General features: G+C 67.5%; 11 protein-coding genes. 2 read left to right on the forward strand and 9 right to left on the reverse strand.

The genetic code is table 11. The annotated features are described in order from the left end of the window. Positions 1-97 precede the first annotated feature (97 nt). The 7 genes from ACQG07_RS00250 to ACQG07_RS00280 all read right to left on the reverse strand — a co-directional run bounded on the left by ACQG07_RS00250 (position 98) and on the right by ACQG07_RS00280 (position 9,925). Positions 98-2,143, reverse strand: a complete 2,046-nt coding sequence (locus ACQG07_RS00250; RefSeq protein WP_426736827.1) for a beta-galactosidase — start codon at positions 2,141-2,143, stop codon at positions 98-100. Then, positions 2,140-4,308, reverse strand: a complete 2,169-nt coding sequence (locus ACQG07_RS00255; protein WP_426736828.1) for a glycoside hydrolase family 36 protein — start codon at positions 4,306-4,308, stop codon at positions 2,140-2,142. The genes ACQG07_RS00250 and ACQG07_RS00255 overlap by 4 nt, the downstream gene beginning before the upstream one ends. After that, entirely contained in the window at positions 4,301-5,197 is an 897-nt protein-coding gene (locus ACQG07_RS00260; protein ID WP_426736829.1) for an ABC transporter ATP-binding protein, read from the reverse strand. Before ACQG07_RS00260 ends, ACQG07_RS00255 begins: the two co-directional genes overlap by 8 nt. Next, positions 5,194-6,084, reverse strand: a complete 891-nt coding sequence (locus ACQG07_RS00265; protein ID WP_426736830.1) for an ABC transporter ATP-binding protein — start codon at positions 6,082-6,084, stop codon at positions 5,194-5,196. The genes ACQG07_RS00260 and ACQG07_RS00265 overlap by 4 nt, the downstream gene beginning before the upstream one ends. Then, positions 6,081-7,115, reverse strand: a complete 1,035-nt coding sequence (locus tag ACQG07_RS00270) for an ABC transporter permease (protein WP_426736831.1) — start codon at positions 7,113-7,115, stop codon at positions 6,081-6,083. The genes ACQG07_RS00265 and ACQG07_RS00270 overlap by 4 nt, the downstream gene beginning before the upstream one ends. A gap of 64 nt (positions 7,116-7,179) precedes the next feature. Beyond that, positions 7,180-8,169, reverse strand: coding sequence for an ABC transporter permease (locus ACQG07_RS00275; protein ID WP_056006338.1), 990 nt, complete (start codon positions 8,167-8,169; stop codon positions 7,180-7,182). Between the two features lie 52 nt (positions 8,170-8,221). Next, positions 8,222-9,925: an ABC transporter substrate-binding protein gene (locus tag ACQG07_RS00280; protein ID WP_426736832.1), complete on the reverse strand. Its 1,704-nt coding sequence runs from the start codon at positions 9,923-9,925 to the stop codon at positions 8,222-8,224. A 165-nt stretch (positions 9,926-10,090) separates the two neighbouring features. Here ACQG07_RS00280 and ACQG07_RS00285 point away from each other — a divergent pair, with 165 nt between their 5' ends. Then, on the forward strand, positions 10,091-12,322 hold the full coding sequence (locus tag ACQG07_RS00285; RefSeq protein WP_426736833.1) for an alpha-galactosidase: 2,232 nt from the start codon (positions 10,091-10,093) through the stop codon (positions 12,320-12,322). 61 nt (positions 12,323-12,383) lie between these two features. Here the strand turns inward: ACQG07_RS00285 and ACQG07_RS00290 are convergent, their stop codons facing one another. Beyond that, on the reverse strand, positions 12,384-14,876 hold the full coding sequence (locus ACQG07_RS00290) for a glycoside hydrolase family 2 protein (RefSeq protein WP_426736834.1): 2,493 nt from the start codon (positions 14,874-14,876) through the stop codon (positions 12,384-12,386). Positions 14,877-15,021: 145 nt separating this feature from the next. On the opposite strand from ACQG07_RS00290, the gene ACQG07_RS00295 reads away from it, so the two are divergent. Continuing rightward, a complete protein-coding gene (locus tag ACQG07_RS00295) occupies positions 15,022-16,179 on the forward strand; it encodes an ROK family transcriptional regulator (RefSeq protein WP_426736835.1) in 1,158 nt (385 codons plus the stop codon). A gap of 21 nt (positions 16,180-16,200) precedes the next feature. Here the strand turns inward: ACQG07_RS00295 and ACQG07_RS00300 are convergent, their stop codons facing one another. Further along, complete coding sequence (locus ACQG07_RS00300) at positions 16,201-16,653, reverse strand: acyl-CoA thioesterase (protein WP_426736836.1); 453 nt, start codon at positions 16,651-16,653, stop codon at positions 16,201-16,203. Positions 16,654-16,655 lie beyond the last annotated feature (2 nt).

A 16,655-nucleotide genomic window follows, 5' to 3' on the forward strand; every position in this document is an offset into this window, starting at 1 on the left:
CGTCCGAGCCTTCGACCTCTCCGAGTGGGCCAGGGCGGCAGCCGTCATGTCGATCAACCGTGCCCTGTCCCCCGGGCGCGGTCGTTGGCCCAGGCGATCAGACACCCTCCCGCAAGACGACGACGGAGCCTGGCGCGAGGACGACGCGACCGGTGTGCGTGATACCGCTCAGCAGATCGAAGCCGGACGTATCCGCCCACCCCTGCTCATCGCGGTGGTTGATGAGGAAGAGGTAGGAGCCGTCGGGCGATGACCGGCGCACCGCCTCGACACCGCTTGACACCTCGGCGACGGGAGCGATCGGAGTCTCCTCCAGCAGCTGGTCGATCAATGCTCCCAGGCTCGGCGCATCGAGGTCGGCGGAAAGGTACCATGCCGTTCCGCGCCCCACCCGTCGACGTGTGATGGCAGGAAGTCCAGCGACCGCGCCGTCGGAGTAGCTGGCGACGACCTCGACCCCCGCCTCGGCGGCCGGGGTCTGCAGCACCTCCGTCCACCGGTTCGCCGTCCACCCGTTGTCGAGCGCGACGGTCTGCCCTTCCGCGAGCGGAGCGAACTCCTCCACCACCACACCGAGCAGGGACCGGAACGCGCCGGTGAACCCTCCCGGGCGCACGGTGTTCACCTCATCCACGACCCCGGAGAACCAGGTGACGAGGACGGTCCCTCCGTCCTCGACGAAGGCCTCGACGGCGCGCGCGTTGTCATCGGAGACGAGGAACAGCCCGGGGACGACCACGACCCGGTAGGAGGAGAGGTCCGTCCACGGGGCGACCACATCCGTGGTGATGGCCCGTTCGAAGAAGGCGTTGTGCATGGCACGAGCGGTCTCGGAAGCACCCATCCGATTGATGGGCTTGAGTCCGCTCCGCACCGCCCAGCCGGCTTCGTTGTCGTGCAGGATCGCGACGTCTGCCCGGGTGACGACGGTTCCGAGCACCTCGGCGAGGGCCGCGACGTCCTGGCCGAGCGAGACCACCCGTCTGAACGCCCGGCTGTCGGGGCCGGCATGGGGCAGCATGGCGGAGTGGAACTGTTCCGTCCCCGACTTGGAGGCGCGCCACTGGAAGAACATGACGCTGTCCGAACCACGCGCCACGTGAGCCAGGGCGTGGCGCGCGAGTTCTCCTGGTTCCTTGGGCTGGTTGATCGAGTGCCAACTCGACCCTCCGGTCGCGTGCTCCATGAGCATCCACGGTCCGCCGCCGGACATGCCCCGCATCCGGTCGCCGCTGAACGCGAGGTCCTGGTGCCGGAGCGGGTCGGGGCCGTAGGTGTAATGGTCGTTCGCGACGACGTCCATCTCCACCGCCCAGCGCGTGTAGTCGACGACGTCCGGACCCAGCCCGACCATGAAGTTCGTGGTGACGGGTAGCTCGGGCGTGTGTCGGAGCAGTACCGCACGCTCCGCGCGATACTGCTCCAGGAGCTCGTCCGACGAGAACCGCTCGTAGTCGAGCAGCTGGCCCGGATTGTGCGCTGTGGCCCCGCTCGGGGTCGTGACCTCTTCGAACGAGGAGTAGCTGTTCCCCCAGAACGCCATGCCCCAGGCGTCGTTGAGCGTTTCGACGGTCGAGTACTTCGTCTCCACCCACTCGCGGAAACGGTCGTTCGACACCGCGCAATGACAACGCGCGTTCCCACCGCCCAGCTCGTTGCTGACGTGCCACATCCGGACCGCCGGGTGACCGGCGACGTGCGCGGCAAGTCGCTCGACGATGCGCTCTGCGAACCGCCGGTAGACCTGTGACGACGGGCAGAAGCCGAGGCGGCCGCCGGGCGCGAGCGGGTGCCCGTGTTCGTCCTGCGGCAGGATCTCCGGGTGGAGACGGTGCAGCCACATCGGCACCGCGGCGGTCGGCGTCGCGAGGTCCACCGCGATCCCGTTCTCGTGCAGCAGGTCGAGCATCCGATCGATCCAGGTGAAGTCGAACACACCCTCCCGCGGCTCATGGACGACCCAGGAGAACACCCCGAGCGTCACGAGGTTGACGCCGGCCTCCCGCATCAACTCCATGTCCTCCAGGACGGTCTCCCACGGCCATTGCTCGGGACTGTAGTCGCCACCGAACGAGAGCGTCTCGGTGGGCCAGGCCGCGGTCATCGGTCGACTGGGCTCGGTCGTCTCGGTGCTACTGGTCATGCCGGGGCATCCTTCGTGGTGGTCGGTGATTCGGGTTCAGGGGTGAGGATGAGGACTCGGGCGGTGGGCGCCTCTGTCGAGACGGACACCGTCAGCTCTCCCGACCGTGCATCCCAGCGCCAGGTCCAGCCGTCGGTGTCGCTGGGGAAGAACGGGGCCGCGACGACCTCGCGTCCGCGGTAGTGCGGCACGGGGATCACGACGGTCTCCGGGGCGCTTGGTCGACGCCAGAGGCTGAGGCGTGCGCGCTCGTCGTTCCGAAGGCCCAGCGACACCCACGGGTCCTCCCAGCCGGGCAGCCCGAGCGGCCAGAACGGCGTCGATTGCTCGATGTCGACGAGCACCGCTTTGTGAGCTTCGACGGCCTCGCGTACGAGGGCGACCTCGCTCGGCGCCATCCGGTTGAGGTATCCGGAGAGGTACATGCGGCCGAGGATCCCGTTGACGAGGGCGAACACCATCGCCTCCCGGCCGGATCCGGTGAGCGGATAGGCCCAGTTCCCCGCTTGCTCGGGGAGCATCGACGCGGGCGCGGCAGCTGCGATCGTCGCGTACATGACGGGGTCCTGCTGATCGGAGGTCGACTGGAGGTGCAGGCGGGAGAGCATCGCCGAGTCCATCCGCATCGCGCCGGAGGCACAGCTCTCGATGAGCAGCGACGGGTGACGCTCCTGCACGTCGTCGAGCAGACCGAGCAGCGCCCGGTTGTGCTCCAGGAGCCCTGCGCCGGGAGCCAGACCTCCCGCGTCGGTGCCGGGACCGGTCATGGTGTTGGAGTCCATCTTGATGAAGCCGATACCGTAGTCGGCGACGAGGCGCTCGATGACACCGTCCACGTGCGCGCGGGCGGCCAGGTCACGCAGGTCGAGCAGGTGTCGGCCGTGCTCGGCGATGCGGATGCCCCCACGGGAGAAGAAGGCCGACTCCGGGAGTGCGCGTCCCGAGGACGCGAGCGCGAGCGGCGAGCGGACACCGATCACCTCGGGCTCCAACCAGAGTCCTGCGACCATGCCGCGTGAGCGGATGTGATCGATGACCTCCTCGATGCCGCCGGGGAACCGGCTCGCGGCCGGCAGCCACTCACCGACCGTGTCCCACCAGTGGCCTTCGGCGTACCAGCCGGCGTCGATGCAGAACAGATCTGCTCCGGCATCGGCCGCTGCGTCGACGAGTGGCAGGAGCTTCTCGGTGGTCGGATCGCCCATGAGCGTGTTCATGTAGTCGTTGAAGACGATGGGGAGTGCGTGGTCCGCCTCACGCAGATGGCGCGTCGCGCGTCGTTGCCAGGTCAGTGCGCCGAGCACCTCGTCGACGCCTCCGTCGGCGAAGGCGACCGAGGCCGGCACGGAGGTGAACTGCTCCCCCGACGCGAGTCGGACACTCCACTGGTTGTCCTGATCCGTCGGGCCGGTCAACAGCAGATAGGCACCGTGACGCGTCTCGCCGATCTCGTATCCCCACGGCCCGTTGTGCTCGACCTGCCAGGCGAGTGCATACTCGCCGGCAGTCGCGAGGAGCACCGCGGTCGGCGCCTGCTCGCCAGTCGACCAGGACCCGCGGTTCGCGACGTGGACGCGGCTGCGGGGCGGCTGATGCTGCACATCACGGTCGATGCGGGCGAGTCCGATGTCCCGGAGAGGCTTCGTCGTCCAGCGGCTCTCAGCGACCCAGTCGTTCGCCGCCGAGGCGAGGACGAAACCGTCGACCTCGGGGGCCGCGGTGAGGAAGGCCCCGGTGACGAACGTGGAGACGAAATCGAGGACGACCGGCTCTCCGGCGGTGACCTCCGTCCACGTGCGGAATGCGCTGACTCCCGGCGACAGCTCGAAGACACTCGTGACGCTGAGTCCCGTGTCCACGTCCCACTGCTCGATCCGCAGTGTGTGGTCGTCACGGGTGTGCGACCGATATCGCAGGCGTGCCCCGATGACCGTGTCGACGTGTCGGAAACTGCCTGGGAACCGCCCGTGGCCGAAACCGGACACCTCCACGAGCGGCTGCCGAAGCGCCTTCGCGAGGATCGGGACGGCACGGTCGGCGCCGCCGCGCGACCCGATGCCGACGAGAGCGACCGGTTCGTCAGGACCCGACGCGAACACCAGTTCCAGCGCCTCGTTCGCCCACCGGAGCAGGTGCTCCTCATCCGTGTCGTGCCGCTCAGACACGCGCCGGCGTCCGGTCCGCGGATTCCCAGGAAGCGGTGTGGTGGTTGTAGCAGACGGAGTTGTCGAGCAGCGCCCGGTCCGGTGCCGTCTCGCTCGACACGACCTTGCCGACCTTCTCGGGGTCGGGTGCCGCGAGCGCGAGCAGCTTCGTGTAGTCGTGCTGGGGATTGAGGATGACGTCGTCCGCCGGACCCCGCTCGACGACCCGTCCGTGGTACAGCACCAGGATTTCGTCCGAGAAGTGCCGTGCGGTCGCGAGGTCGTGCGTGATGTACAGGACGGCGAGGTCGTCCTCGCGCTGGAGTCGCCCCATCAGGTTCAGCACCCCGAGGCGGATCGACACGTCGAGCATCGACACCGGCTCGTCGGCGATGAGCACCTGTGCGCCCGGAGCGAGCGCACGGGCGATGGCCACGCGCTGCCGCTGTCCACCCGAGAGCTCGTGCGGGCGGCGTGCCGCCATGTCCTCGGCCGGAGTCAGGTTCACCCGTTCCAGCATCGTCAGCACCTGCTCGTGCACGGCCCCCGCTCCGGACGCTCGGCGATGGATCCGGATCGGCCGTGCGATGTGGTGCTCGATCGTGTGGAAGGGGTTGAGCGAGGCGAACGGGTCTTGGAACACCATCTGCACGTGACGTCGGTAGAGCGAACGGGGCACCGTCACGCCGTCGTCGAGCGTCACCTCGATCTTCCCGGATGTCGGGCGTTCCAGACGCGCGAGCATGCGAGCGATGGTCGACTTCCCCGAACCCGACTCCCCCACCAGGGCGACGGTCCGACCGGGCACGAGGTCGAAGGACACCCGGTCGACCGCTCGGAACGCCGTCCGCTTCAGCCCCTTCTTGATGGTGAAGTCCTTCGTGAGGTCCGAGACGCGGATCGTCGTCATGACGCGTCCTCCTGTTCTTCGTCGATACCGGTCCGGATGAAGGCGCCGCGCGAGCCGCTGAGGCTCGGGAAGGATTGGAGGAGCCGACGTGTGTACGGGTGCTCCGGCTCGCGATAGATCTGATCCGCGGTGCCCAGCTCGACGATCTCGCCCTCGAGCATGATCGCGATACGGTCGCTGATCTCGAGGAGCAGCGGAAGGTCGTGCGTGATGAAGATGACCGCGAAGTCGAGTTCGTCGCGCAACCGCACGATCTCACGCAGGATGTCGCGCTGCACGACCACGTCGAGCGCGGTCGTCGGCTCGTCCATGATCATGACCTGCGGTTCGAGGAGCATCGCCATGGCGATCATGACGCGCTGGCGCATACCGCCCGAGAGCTCGTGCGGGTACGAACTCAGTCGAGCCCGGTCGACGCCGACCCGCTCGAGGACGTCGCCCGCCCGTTGGACGCGCTCCTTCCGAGACAACTCGGGCCGGTGCGTGATCAACACATCGCACAGTTGCGCACGCACGTTCGTCACCGGGTTGAGGGCGTTCATCGCCCCCTGGAAGACCATCGACAGCTTCGTCCAGCGAAAACTCCGCAGCTCCTCGTCCTCGAGGGCGAGGAGGTCGACATCACTGCCGTCGCGGTCGTGGAAGGTGATGCTGCCGGAGGAGATCCGAGCCGGCGGCTTGTGCAGGCGGTTGATGGCATAGGCGAGCGTGGTCTTCCCGCAGCCGGACTCACCCGCGAGTCCGAGGATCTCACCGGGGGCGAGGGACAGGGTCGCGTGCTTGACCGCCGTCACCGGGCGTTCGACCTCGTACACGACCGAGAGGTCGTCGATGGTCACGACAGCCGGTCTGGTCGACCGCTTGGATGGGGCGTCGAGGAGCGTCATGCGCGTGCCTTCCTGTCGGATCCCGAGTCGGCCGCGTCGTGCCTCGCCGTCGCGCGCTCCAGCCGCGCGGCCACCTTGGCGCGCTTCCGGTGCAACCGGACGTTCTTGAGCTTGGGGTTGATGATCTCGTCGATGGAGAAGTTGATGAGCGAGAGTCCCATGCCGAACAGGGCGATGATGAGACCGGGCGGACCGAACCACCACCATGCACCGAGCGGGAGGGCGAACCCGTTCTGCGCATAGAACAGCATCGTGCCGAGCGTCGAGGAGTTCGACGCACCGAGGCCGAGGAACGACAGCCCGGCCTCACCGAGGATCGCGGCGATGACGGCGAACACGAACTGGGACGCGAGTACCGGCAGCAGGTTCGGCAGGATCTCGACCGCGATGACGCGACCGGCCCGTTCACCGGCCACTCGGGAGGCCGCGACGTAGTCACGACTTCGGATGGAGAGGGTCTGCGCCCGGAGCACGCGACTGGACGCTGCCCAGCCGGTGATCGCGAGTACGACCGCGATGGTCCAGAGACCACGCTGCTCCGGTGGGACGAAGCCTGAGATCACGATGACGAGCGGCAGACCCGGGATCACGAGGAACACGTTCGAGAAGAGCGAGAACGCCTCATCGGTGAAGCCGCCGATGTAGGCGCCGAGGATACCGAAGAAGGCCGAGAGGATCGTCGCGAGCACGCCGACGATGAGTCCGATCTGCAGCGAGCCGGCTGTCGCATACGCCAGCTGCGCGAACACGTCCTGGCCGGTCTGGGTCGTGCCCAGGAGGTGTTCGGCGCTCGGCGGCTGCAGCCCGTCGTCGCGGATGGTCGTCGGGTCACCGACCAGGAGGGGCCCGATGAGCCCGAAGAGCGCGATGCCTCCGACGAGCACGAGTCCGACGGCGAGCCACGGCGTCATGGTCGGAAGCATCATCCGCCAGGCCGACCGGGGTCTCCTTCCCCGCTCGGCGGCTGCGGTCGCGAGCGCCTTCGTCGCGTCGGGCACGTTGGGTTCGGTCCGAGGAGCGAGATTCGTCATCGGCTGAGTCCTTCCAGAACGATCGGCTTCGCCGACAGTGAGACGCGGATCGTGCGCCCGGGCATCAGACGCTCACCCGGGTGCGTGGATCGATGAGGCCGTAGAAGAGGTCGACGATGAGGTTCGCCCCGAGGACCGCGAGGGTGATGTAGAGGAAGATGCCCTGCATGAGCGCGTAGTCGTTGTTCGTGACCGCCGAGAGGAGCTTCGACCCGATACCCGGATACGAGAACACCTGCTCGGTCACGATCGACCCCGACACGACGAACCCGAGCGAGATCGCGAAACCGGCGACCGACGGCAGGACCGCGTTGCGCGCTGCGTAATTGCGGAGGATCCGACCCTGGCTGAGCCCCTTCGCCTGAGCGGTGAGGATGTAGTCCTCGGAGAGCGTCGAGACCATCATGTTGCGCATCCCGAGCAGCCAGCCCCCGAGCGACGCGATGACGATGGTCAACGCCGGAAGGAAGCCGTACTGGACGGCCGAGGCGATGAACTCCCACGAGAAGCCGGGATCGAGGACCACGTCGTAGCCGCCCTGGGAAGGGAAGAGTTTGAGCGTCGTCGCGAACACGTAGACGAGGATGAGCGCCAGCCAGAAGTAGGGCACCGCTGCCAGCAGCGTGGTCGCCGGTACGAGCGAGTCGAGCCAGGTACCCGGCTTCCAACCCACGATCGCGCCGAGGGAGACGCCGATGATCGTCGCGAGCACGGTCGAGATACCGACCAGCACGATGGTCCACGGGAGCGAGGTGCTGATCACCTCGGTGACCGGCGTCGGGAAGTAACTGACCGAGACACCGAGGTCGCCTCGGAAGACGTTGACGAGGTAGTTCCAGTACTGGAGGGGCAGCGGGTCGGAGGAATCGCCGCCGAGAAGGAGCTCGTATGCCTTGCGTGTGTCGGGGGTGACGATGCCGCCCCGTTGCTGCAGCTTGGCGAGCAGGATGTCGACCGGGTTGCCGGGCAACAGCCTCGGGATCAGGAAGTTGAGGGTCAGTGCCGCCCAGAGGGCGACGAGGTAGAACCCCAGTTTGCGGACGAAGTAGTTCACGACGTCCCTCCCGTATGCGCCGTTGCGCGCTCCTTCTCAGCGGCGATCATCGTCACTTCCCCGTCGGCTTCAGCGACTTGAAGATCTCCGCATTGTCCGGAGAGGCCCAGATCGCGGGGAACGCGTACAGGTTGTCGAGCGTCGGCCAGCCGGTGAACTTCTCACTGTGGAACTCGCTGGTCGTGCCACCGGTCATGATCGGGATGTACGGCATGTCCGCGACGATCTTCGCCTGGATGATGTCGAACTGCACCTGCCGCGCCGCGGTGTCGGTCGGGTTGGTCGCTTTCAGGACGGCCAACGCGGCGTCGACCTCGGGGTCGCTGAACCGGGCGATGTTCTGCGGCGCGATCTCACCGACCGGTGCCGTGAACGCGGAGTTGAAGTACTTGTCGTACAGGTAGTACGGGTCGGAAGCGGCGCCCTGACCGAGGGAGTCGATCGCGAGTTGGTAGTTGCCCTTCCCCTTCTTGTCCGTCCACTCGTTCCACGAGGACTGCGCCACCTTGAGCTCGATGCCGGCCGCCTTGAGCTGCTGCGACATGGTGTCGATGGCGGTGATGTAGTCGGTCCAGCCGGTGACGACCTCGACGGTCAGCGACAGCTTCGCGCCGTCCTTGGCATAGATCCCGTCGGAACCCTTCACCCAGCCGGCGCCCTCCAGGAGACTGGCGGACTTCGCCGTGTCCGGGGTGTTCGGAGCGACGGGCTCTGCGATCGCCGGGGAGATCAGGTCTTGCTGGGTGGTGGTCAGCGCGAAGGTCGGCGAGATGTCGCTCGCGGTGTTCTGGAAGGCGAGCGAGTTCATCTGGTCGCGGTTCAGTGCCGCGTAGATCGCCTGCCTGACAGCCGGATCGGTCTGCGGACCGACGCAGCCGAGCGCGGTGCTCGAGCAGGTGAGCAGTGCCATCTGGTTCTGCGGGATCGTGATCGCCTCGTACCCGGGGTACGTGGTCGACACGTTCTCGATGTCCGGCACCGGGCCGGTCTGCCAGTCGATGGACCCTGCCGCGAGCGCGTCGGCGCCCGCGGTGTTGCCGGACAGCGACAGGTAGCGGACTGCCTTCACGGCCGGCTCACCGTCCCAGTACTTCGGGTTCGCGACGAGGGTGAACGCCTGAGCTTTGAAGTTTCCGAGGGTGTAGGGGCCGGTTCCGACCGGCTTCTCCATGACGTCGGTCGTCGGATCGGTGTCCTTCCAGATGTGCTCCGGAACGATCGGGGTGCGCCCGAGGAGCGTCGGGCCGCTGACGAAGGCCGGGTGGTCCCAGGTGAACACGACGTGCGTGTCGTCGGTCGCCTCGACGGTCCCGTCGAAGCCACCGGTGTTGATCGACGGGGTCTTCAGCAGGAGCTCGAAGGTGAAGGCGACGTCCTTGGCGGTGAACGGCTTGCCGTCGGACCAGGTCACACCGTCGCGCACGGTGACCGAGAGCTGTGTGCCGTCGTCGTTCCAGGTGTACTCGGTGCCGAGGAGCGGTTTGTAGGGATCGGTGTTGACGTTGGTGACGAAGAAGAGCGACTCGTAGATGGTTCCGATGCCGCCGATCTGCGACGGGGAGTAGGGGTTGAAGTTGATCTGGTAGTCGCCCGACTGGCCGGTGTATGCGACGAGCGTGTCGGACGCGGAGGCCGAACCGCTTGATCCGCTCGACGGTGAGCAACCGGAGAGGAGGAGCGCTGCCGCGGCGGCCGCGACGGCACCCACGACCCAGGTGCGGCGACGGGGCCGGGAGCCCGTGGTACTGAGGAACATCGTTGATCCTTTCCCAGGGCGTTGACCGCGGGATGCAGTCGACGCCGACTTCGTGATCGGGCTGGATATTTTCACCCGACGCGTCCATTGTTACTTAGGTAAATTATGTGCGTCAAGCACTTCGGGCGAACTCGTCCCGATCCGACGCCGTACCGAAAGGGCCTCATGACAGACCTCCTGGACACGCAGCTTCACGGCGACGACGCCGAAGCTCGACCCGGCTCCGCGCACCCCGTCGTCCTCCGGCGCGACGGCGTCTCCCTCGTCATTAACACCGGCGGTCACGGTGCAGGCGCGCACAGCCGCGCGACCTTGCCGACCGTCCTGCACTGGGGAGCGGACCTCGGCGACCTCTCACCTGCGGCGATGCTCGACCTCTCCGCAGCGCTCAGCCGACGATCCGTCGAGGAAACGGTGGATGCTTCCTGGCAGGCTTCGATCCTGCCGGGTGAAGGCGACGCCTGGGCCGGTCGGCCAGGTGTCCAGCTGAGACGTGACGGCGTGCCGCTGTACCCCCGCTGGTCGAACGTCGAGCCCGTCACAGCCGTCGACGGGACCACGCTCACGACGATCGCTCACGACCCGACGAACGCTCTGCGACTGACCTCTACCATCGCCATCGAGGCGGGAGGCGTGGTCACGCTCACCCACTCCCTCGAACGGATACACGCGGACGCCCGAGCGTCGAGCACCCTGACCGTGGACTGGCTGGAGGCCACCCTGCCGGTCCCCAAATCCGTCGACCATCTGACCACCTTCGCGGGGCGCTGGACCAGGGAGAAGGTGCCGAGCACCAGCCGGATGCCCCGCGGCTCCACCGTGCGACAGACGCGACGCGGCCGTGGTGGCCACGACGCGCCGACGCTCTCCATCGTCTCGGTCGACGCTCCGCGAGACCGCCTCGGCGAGCTGTGGGCAGTCCACCTCGGTTGGAGCGCCGACTGCACGTACCGCAACGACCGCCTCGCCGAAGCAGTCGACCTCATCGGCGCGGGTGAGTTGCTCCGTGCCGGAGAGATCGAGCTCGCCCCCGGCGCGAGCTACACGACGCCGACCGCCTACTTCGCCTGGTCCGATGCCGGACTGGACGGGCTCTCACAGCGCTTCCATCGGTTCGAGCGGGCACGTCCCGGGCACCCACGCTCTCCCCGGCCGCTCGTCCTGAACACCTGGGAGGCGGTCTACTTCCACCACGATCCGACCTTCCTCCTCGAGCTCGCGGGCATCGCGGCGGAGGTGGGCGTGGAACGCTTCGTCCTCGACGACGGCTGGTTCCTCGGCCGCCGGGACGACACCCGCGGCCTCGGCGACTGGATCGTCGACCGCGATGTCTGGCCGGACGGTCTCGGCCCACTCGCCGCTCGGGTGCACGAGCTCGGGATGGAGTTCGGGCTGTGGTTCGAACCTGAAATGATCAATCTCGATTCCGAGCTGGCGCGAGCCCACCCGGAGTGGCTGCTCCACGCATCGGACCATTTCCCGACACCTGAGGGCATCTCGTGGCGAAGCCAGTTCGTCCTCGACATCGCTCGCGAGGACGCCTACGCGTACATCCTCGACCGCCTGCACAGACTCGTGGGCGAGCTGGGCGTCGACTTCATCAAGTGGGACCACAACCGCGATCTCGTCGAGGCGATGCACGACGGACGCCCGGGTACGCATCTGCAGACACTGGCCCTCTACCGTCTGATGGCCGAGCTGAAGGCGCTGCACCCCGGGCTCGAGATCGAGTCCTGCTCCTCCGGGGGTGCACGCAGCGACCTCGGCATCCTGGAGGTCGCGGATCGCGTGTGGGCCAGTGATTCGAACGATCCGGTCGAACGGCAGGACATCCAGCGGTGGACGCAGCTGCTCCTGGCACCGGAACTCGTCGGAGGCCACGTCGGTCCCACCACGGCGCACTCGTCCGGAAGGACCACGGCCCTGTCGTTCAGGCTCGCGACCAGCCTGATGGGGTCGGCGGGGTTCGAGTGGAACATCGCTGCGTGCACCCCCGAGGAACGGGCTGTGATCACCCGCTGGGCTGCGCTGTACAAGGAACTGCGGCACGTGATCCACACCGGCACCGCTGTCCATGCGGATGTGCGCGATCCGGCGCTCCGCGTCGTCGGAGCCGTGTCCGAGGATCGCTCCGAAGCCGTCTACACCATCGCCAGTGTCGCCACACTGGAGGATTCCCTGCCTGAACGGATCAGGCTCCACGGACTGGACGCGACGGCCGACTACCGGATCCGCGTCCGCGATGAGATCGGAGTGACCAGTCACGGATTCGCCACCCCCGAGTGGATCACCACCGGAGAAGTGACCCTGCCCGGCTCGGTCCTCGACGCGGTCGGCCTGCAGATCCCACCCCTGTGGCCGGCGCAGGCGCTCGTCCTGCACGTCACTCGAGCCTGAACCCGACGTCGGGACCCGTCCTTCTGGCAGGACGGGTCCCGACGTGGCGTCCGAGGTGGGCTCAGCGCCCGGCGTGCATGCCGTTCGCGTGGCGGAGGACCTCCTCGGCGACGAACGCCGACGGCTCAAGACCCGCCTTCGCCGTCACCCCGAAGATCACCTGCTGACCGGGGAACAGCGTCACGAGTCCCTGATCGACCCGGGCCGAGGCATCGACGCGGTCGACCAGCAGCGCGATGTCCCTCACGTAGCTCGTCGCCGTCACCGTGACGAGATAGCGAGCGGGATCGTCGACGTCCACCCTCGCCTCGGTCGACACCGGGTCAGGATCGAGTGTCTGATCGGCGACCTCCGAAGGGTTGTGGATCGCGGTCGCGAATCCCGTGAGGGACGCGGTGATGACCTCGGTGTTCCTGTCGACGACCGCCTCCACGCCGGCCGGGACGACCACCCGCGCCGACCCACGCGCAGGGACCGACGTCTGCACGGCCGCGGTGGCCAGGACGGCACCGTCGAAGGTCCTCCGGTGCAGGAGCACTTCCCCCGTCCACCCGTCGGCGGTGTCGTTCAGCACCACCAATTCCAGACCTCCCTCGGCGGGCTGGAACGTGGCGAGACGCGGCTCGTAGACCGCCCTGAGGGCGAACCAGAGCGGCTTGCGATGTTCGGCGAAGTCGACGGCGGCCCAGGAGACGACCGGCCAGTTGTCGTTCAGCTGCCAGACGATGACGCCGGTGTTCAGTGGTGCGAGCGAACGGAAGTGCTCGATTCCGAATCGGATCGCCGCCGCCTGGTTGAGCTGGGTGGCCCAGTGCCACTCCGCGATCGTGCGCGGCTCAGGCAGGTGTCCGCGCAGGCCGCGTTCGAGTTTCAGGTTGCCGTCCTCTGCTTTCTGGTGCACCAGCATCTGAGGCCCATACGGGTGGAGCGGTTCGTCGTGGACGGCGTCGACCAGCGTCGACCACGCGGGTGGCCCTTGGAACCCGAACTCCGATGCGAACCGGGGGTGGTGCTGACGGAACTCCGAGTAGTCGAGTCGGTTCCACACGTCCCAGATGTGCATGGTGCCGTTCGCGGCGTCGTTCGGGTGCAGGTACTCGTCGAAGGAGTACGGGCTCGCAGGCGAATAGGGACGAGTCGGGTCGAGTTCGGCGATGAGGGCGGGGAGGAGTTCGCGATAGTAGCCGTTCCCCCAGGTCCGCCCCTTGAGTTCCTGGCGCCAGCCCCACTCGACGTATCCCCAGATGTTCTCGTTGTTGCCGTTCCAGACCACGAGGGATGGGTGGGGGCTGAGCCTGGTGATCGCTTCGCGCGCCTCCGCCTCGACCTCGACCGCCAGCCACTCCTCTTCCGCATAGGCGGCGCAGGCGAACAGGAAGTCCTGCCAGACGAGGATGCCCGCCTCGTCGCAGGCGTCGTAGAAGTCATCGGACTCGTAGATCCCGCCGCCCCACACGCGCAGCAGGTTCATGTTCGCCTCCGCTGCGTCAGTGACACGTCGGCGGTACCGGTCCCGGTCGATCTCCGTGACGAAGGCGTGGTCCGGTATCCAGTTGGCACCGCGGATCTGGATGAGCTCGCCGTTGACCACGATGTCGAACGGCGCACCGTGGTCGTCGGGCATCGTGTCGATCCTCACCGTTCGGAAGCCGATGCGTGAGTGCCAGTGCGCCGTCGATGCGTCCGTCCACTCATCACCGAGAACGTCGACCCGGACGGCGTAGAGCGGCTGTCCACCGTGCCCCCTCGGCCACCAGACGTCCACCTTCGGGATGGTGAGGGCGACCCGGACCTCCTCGACGCCCGGCGTGACGGAGACGGTGTCCTCGACCCCACCGACGGCGACCCGGAGTCGCACACGCTCCTCACTCGTGTCGTGGGATGGCGCCGCCCAGTCCAACCTGATGCGAGCGTCGAGCAACCCGACCACGCCGTCCTCATGGTCCGCGAGGTCGACGAGCGGACGGACGGAGTCGATCCGGACGCCCGACCAGCTCTCGATGCCGATCGGTCGCCAGATACCGCTGGTCGCGACATCGATCCCCCAGTCCCAACCGAAGTTCGACGCAGCCTTCCGCAGCGCGTTGTACGGATGGTGGTTCACGTGCGGTCGGGCTCCATGCGCTGCAGATCTGGCTTCCGCTTCCTCGACAGGAGCCGCGAAGGTGATCGTCAGGCGATTCTCGCCCGCTCGGAGGTACGGACCGACGTCGAAGCGGTAGCTCCGGTGCTGGTTCTCGGTCTCACCGACGTGTGCGCCGTTCAGCTCGATCGACGCGACCGTGTCGAGGCCCAGCGCCACCAGCTCGTGCCGGTCGGCCTCGTCGGCATGCCAGTGGAAGACCGTCTCGTACCGCCAGGCAGTACTCCCGATCCACTGCTGCGCCGTCTCATTGTCCCCGTCGAACGGATCGGCGATGAGTCCTCGGGCGTGGAGATCGAGGTGCACGCAACCGGGGACCGACGCGGCGACGGTCAGGTCACGGACCGGTGTCGGGACCGGGCCTGCGAGAGCGGTGAGCGTCCAATCGGAATGGAGCGGGAGGTAAGCCATGTGCGTCCTTGCATGTCGGGCCTGCTGACGGGTGTCGTCTGCTACTTTATTACCCAACGTGACAAAGTCGGTCAAGGGCCCGTGAGCGATAGGCTCCCGATGCCGATATCGGCACGACCCGGTCCACCACGAAAGGAGCCTGCGCGTGACTGACGCCCGTCAAACCACGACCGCTCCACCCCGGTGGCCGCACCTCGCCGACGCCGAACGCGGCGCGCTTCGCGAACTCCTGATCCATGGCCCGCTCCCCCGCGCCGAGATCGCCAGACGCCTCGATGTGTCCCGCGCGAGTCTGACCCGCGCTACGCGGGTGCTCATGGAGCAGGCGATGATCACGGAAGGCGAGACGGCACTCCGCGGTGCGATGGGTCGGCCAAGCGAGATGCTCGTCGTCCGCGGCGACGCTCACCATTTCCTGGGTGTGAAGCTCACGGGAGACGCTGTGTTCGCCGTCGTGACGGATCTCGGTGCTCGGATCGTCGCAAGCGCGGAGGAACCGCTCGTGTCCACGTCGGTCTCCGACACCGTGGAACAGATCGGTCGACTGTACGACCGGTTCGCAGTGGAATTCGACGACATCCGAGCCGCCGGAATCTCCCTCGCCGGAGACCTCGCCCGGATCGACGGCCGTCAGATCGTCCTCGCCTCGTACTTCCTCAAGTGGCGCGAGGTGCCGCTCGCCGAGCTGCTCGGCGAGCGGTTGGGCATTCCGGTGACCGCGGACAACGACGTCCATGCGCTGACCGCCTCCCAGCACTGGTTCGGTGCGGGAGCAGGATCGGACTCGCTCGCCCTCATCACGATCGGTGCTGGAATCGGCTTCGGACTGATCGTCGACGGCCGCGTGGTCGCCGGCCACCGCGGACGCGCCGGACGCTTCGATCACCTGATCGTGGATTCCACCGGCCCGACCTGCGGGCTCGGCCACCACGGTTGCGCCAGCGTCTACCTCACGAGCGAATCGATCGTGAGGGCTATCGGCCGCGACGGCGTGGATTACGCAGGGGCCGTCGCCCTCGCCCGCGCGGGTGACGCGATCGCGCTTCAGGCGTTCGAATCGGCCGGCCGAGCCCTGGGCGTCATCATCGGCACCGTCATGAACGGACTCGACCCGGAGCGGGTCGTCCTCACTGGCGATGGTCTCGCCGTCCTGGAGCTCGCGGGCGGCGAGGTGCAGCGGTCACTCGAAGCGGTGCGCCTGCCGTACGACGATTCGGCGCGGTTCGACGTCCTTCCGTTCGAGTTCACCGAGTGGGCGCGCGCGGGCGCGGTCGCGGCTATCCGCACCATCCTGCGATTCTGATCCTGCTGAGGACCGGCACCGTCAGGTTGCACGGGACCCCGCCGAGGTCGGCAGTCGATCCCGGTCGTAGGTCGTATCGGTGTACCCGTGCGGAAGCGGTTGTCCGTCGTCGTCGAGACTCACGAACACGATGCGGTCGATCGTGAGGATGCTTCGTCGGGTGACCATGTTCCTGACCTCTGCCCGCATCGTGAGGGACGTCCGCCCGAAGGTGGTCGCGCGGAGGCCCATCTCGATCAGGTCGCCCTGCAGCGCCGAGGAGACGAAGTCGATCTCCGAGATGTACTTCGTCACAGCCCTGGGGTTGCCGAGTTGCAGGATCGCGTAGATCGCCGCCTCCTCGTCGATCCACCGCAACAGACTGCCCCCGAAGAGCGTGCCGTGTGCGTTGAGATCCTCGGGCCGCACCCAGCGCCTCGACCGGAAGGTGATGCGCTCTCCGTCTGCGACGGCCGAATCCTTCGAGGTGGTCACGC

The sequence above is a fragment of the Plantibacter sp. 2H11-2 genome, from assembly GCF_050031945.1.
In the GTDB taxonomy this organism is placed as follows: Bacteria; Actinomycetota; Actinomycetes; order Actinomycetales; family Microbacteriaceae; genus Plantibacter; species Plantibacter auratus.

Excerpts from the sequence above, each read along its gene's own strand:
- ACQG07_RS00270 (WP_426736831.1), bottom strand. The coding sequence starts at position 7,115 with ATGACGAATCTCGCTCCTCGGACCGAACCCAACGTGCCCGACGCGACG.
- ACQG07_RS00250 (WP_426736827.1), bottom strand. The coding sequence starts at position 2,143 with ATGACCAGTAGCACCGAGACGACCGAGCCCAGTCGACCGATGACCGCG.
- ACQG07_RS00290 (WP_426736834.1), bottom strand. The coding sequence starts at position 14,876 with ATGGCTTACCTCCCGCTCCATTCCGATTGGACGCTCACCGCTCTCGCA.
- ACQG07_RS00280 (WP_426736832.1), bottom strand. The coding sequence starts at position 9,925 with ATGTTCCTCAGTACCACGGGCTCCCGGCCCCGTCGCCGCACCTGGGTC.
- ACQG07_RS00265 (WP_426736830.1), bottom strand. The coding sequence starts at position 6,084 with ATGACGCTCCTCGACGCCCCATCCAAGCGGTCGACCAGACCGGCTGTC.
- ACQG07_RS00260 (WP_426736829.1), bottom strand. The coding sequence starts at position 5,197 with ATGACGACGATCCGCGTCTCGGACCTCACGAAGGACTTCACCATCAAG.
- ACQG07_RS00285 (WP_426736833.1), top strand. The coding sequence starts at position 10,091 with ATGACAGACCTCCTGGACACGCAGCTTCACGGCGACGACGCCGAAGCT.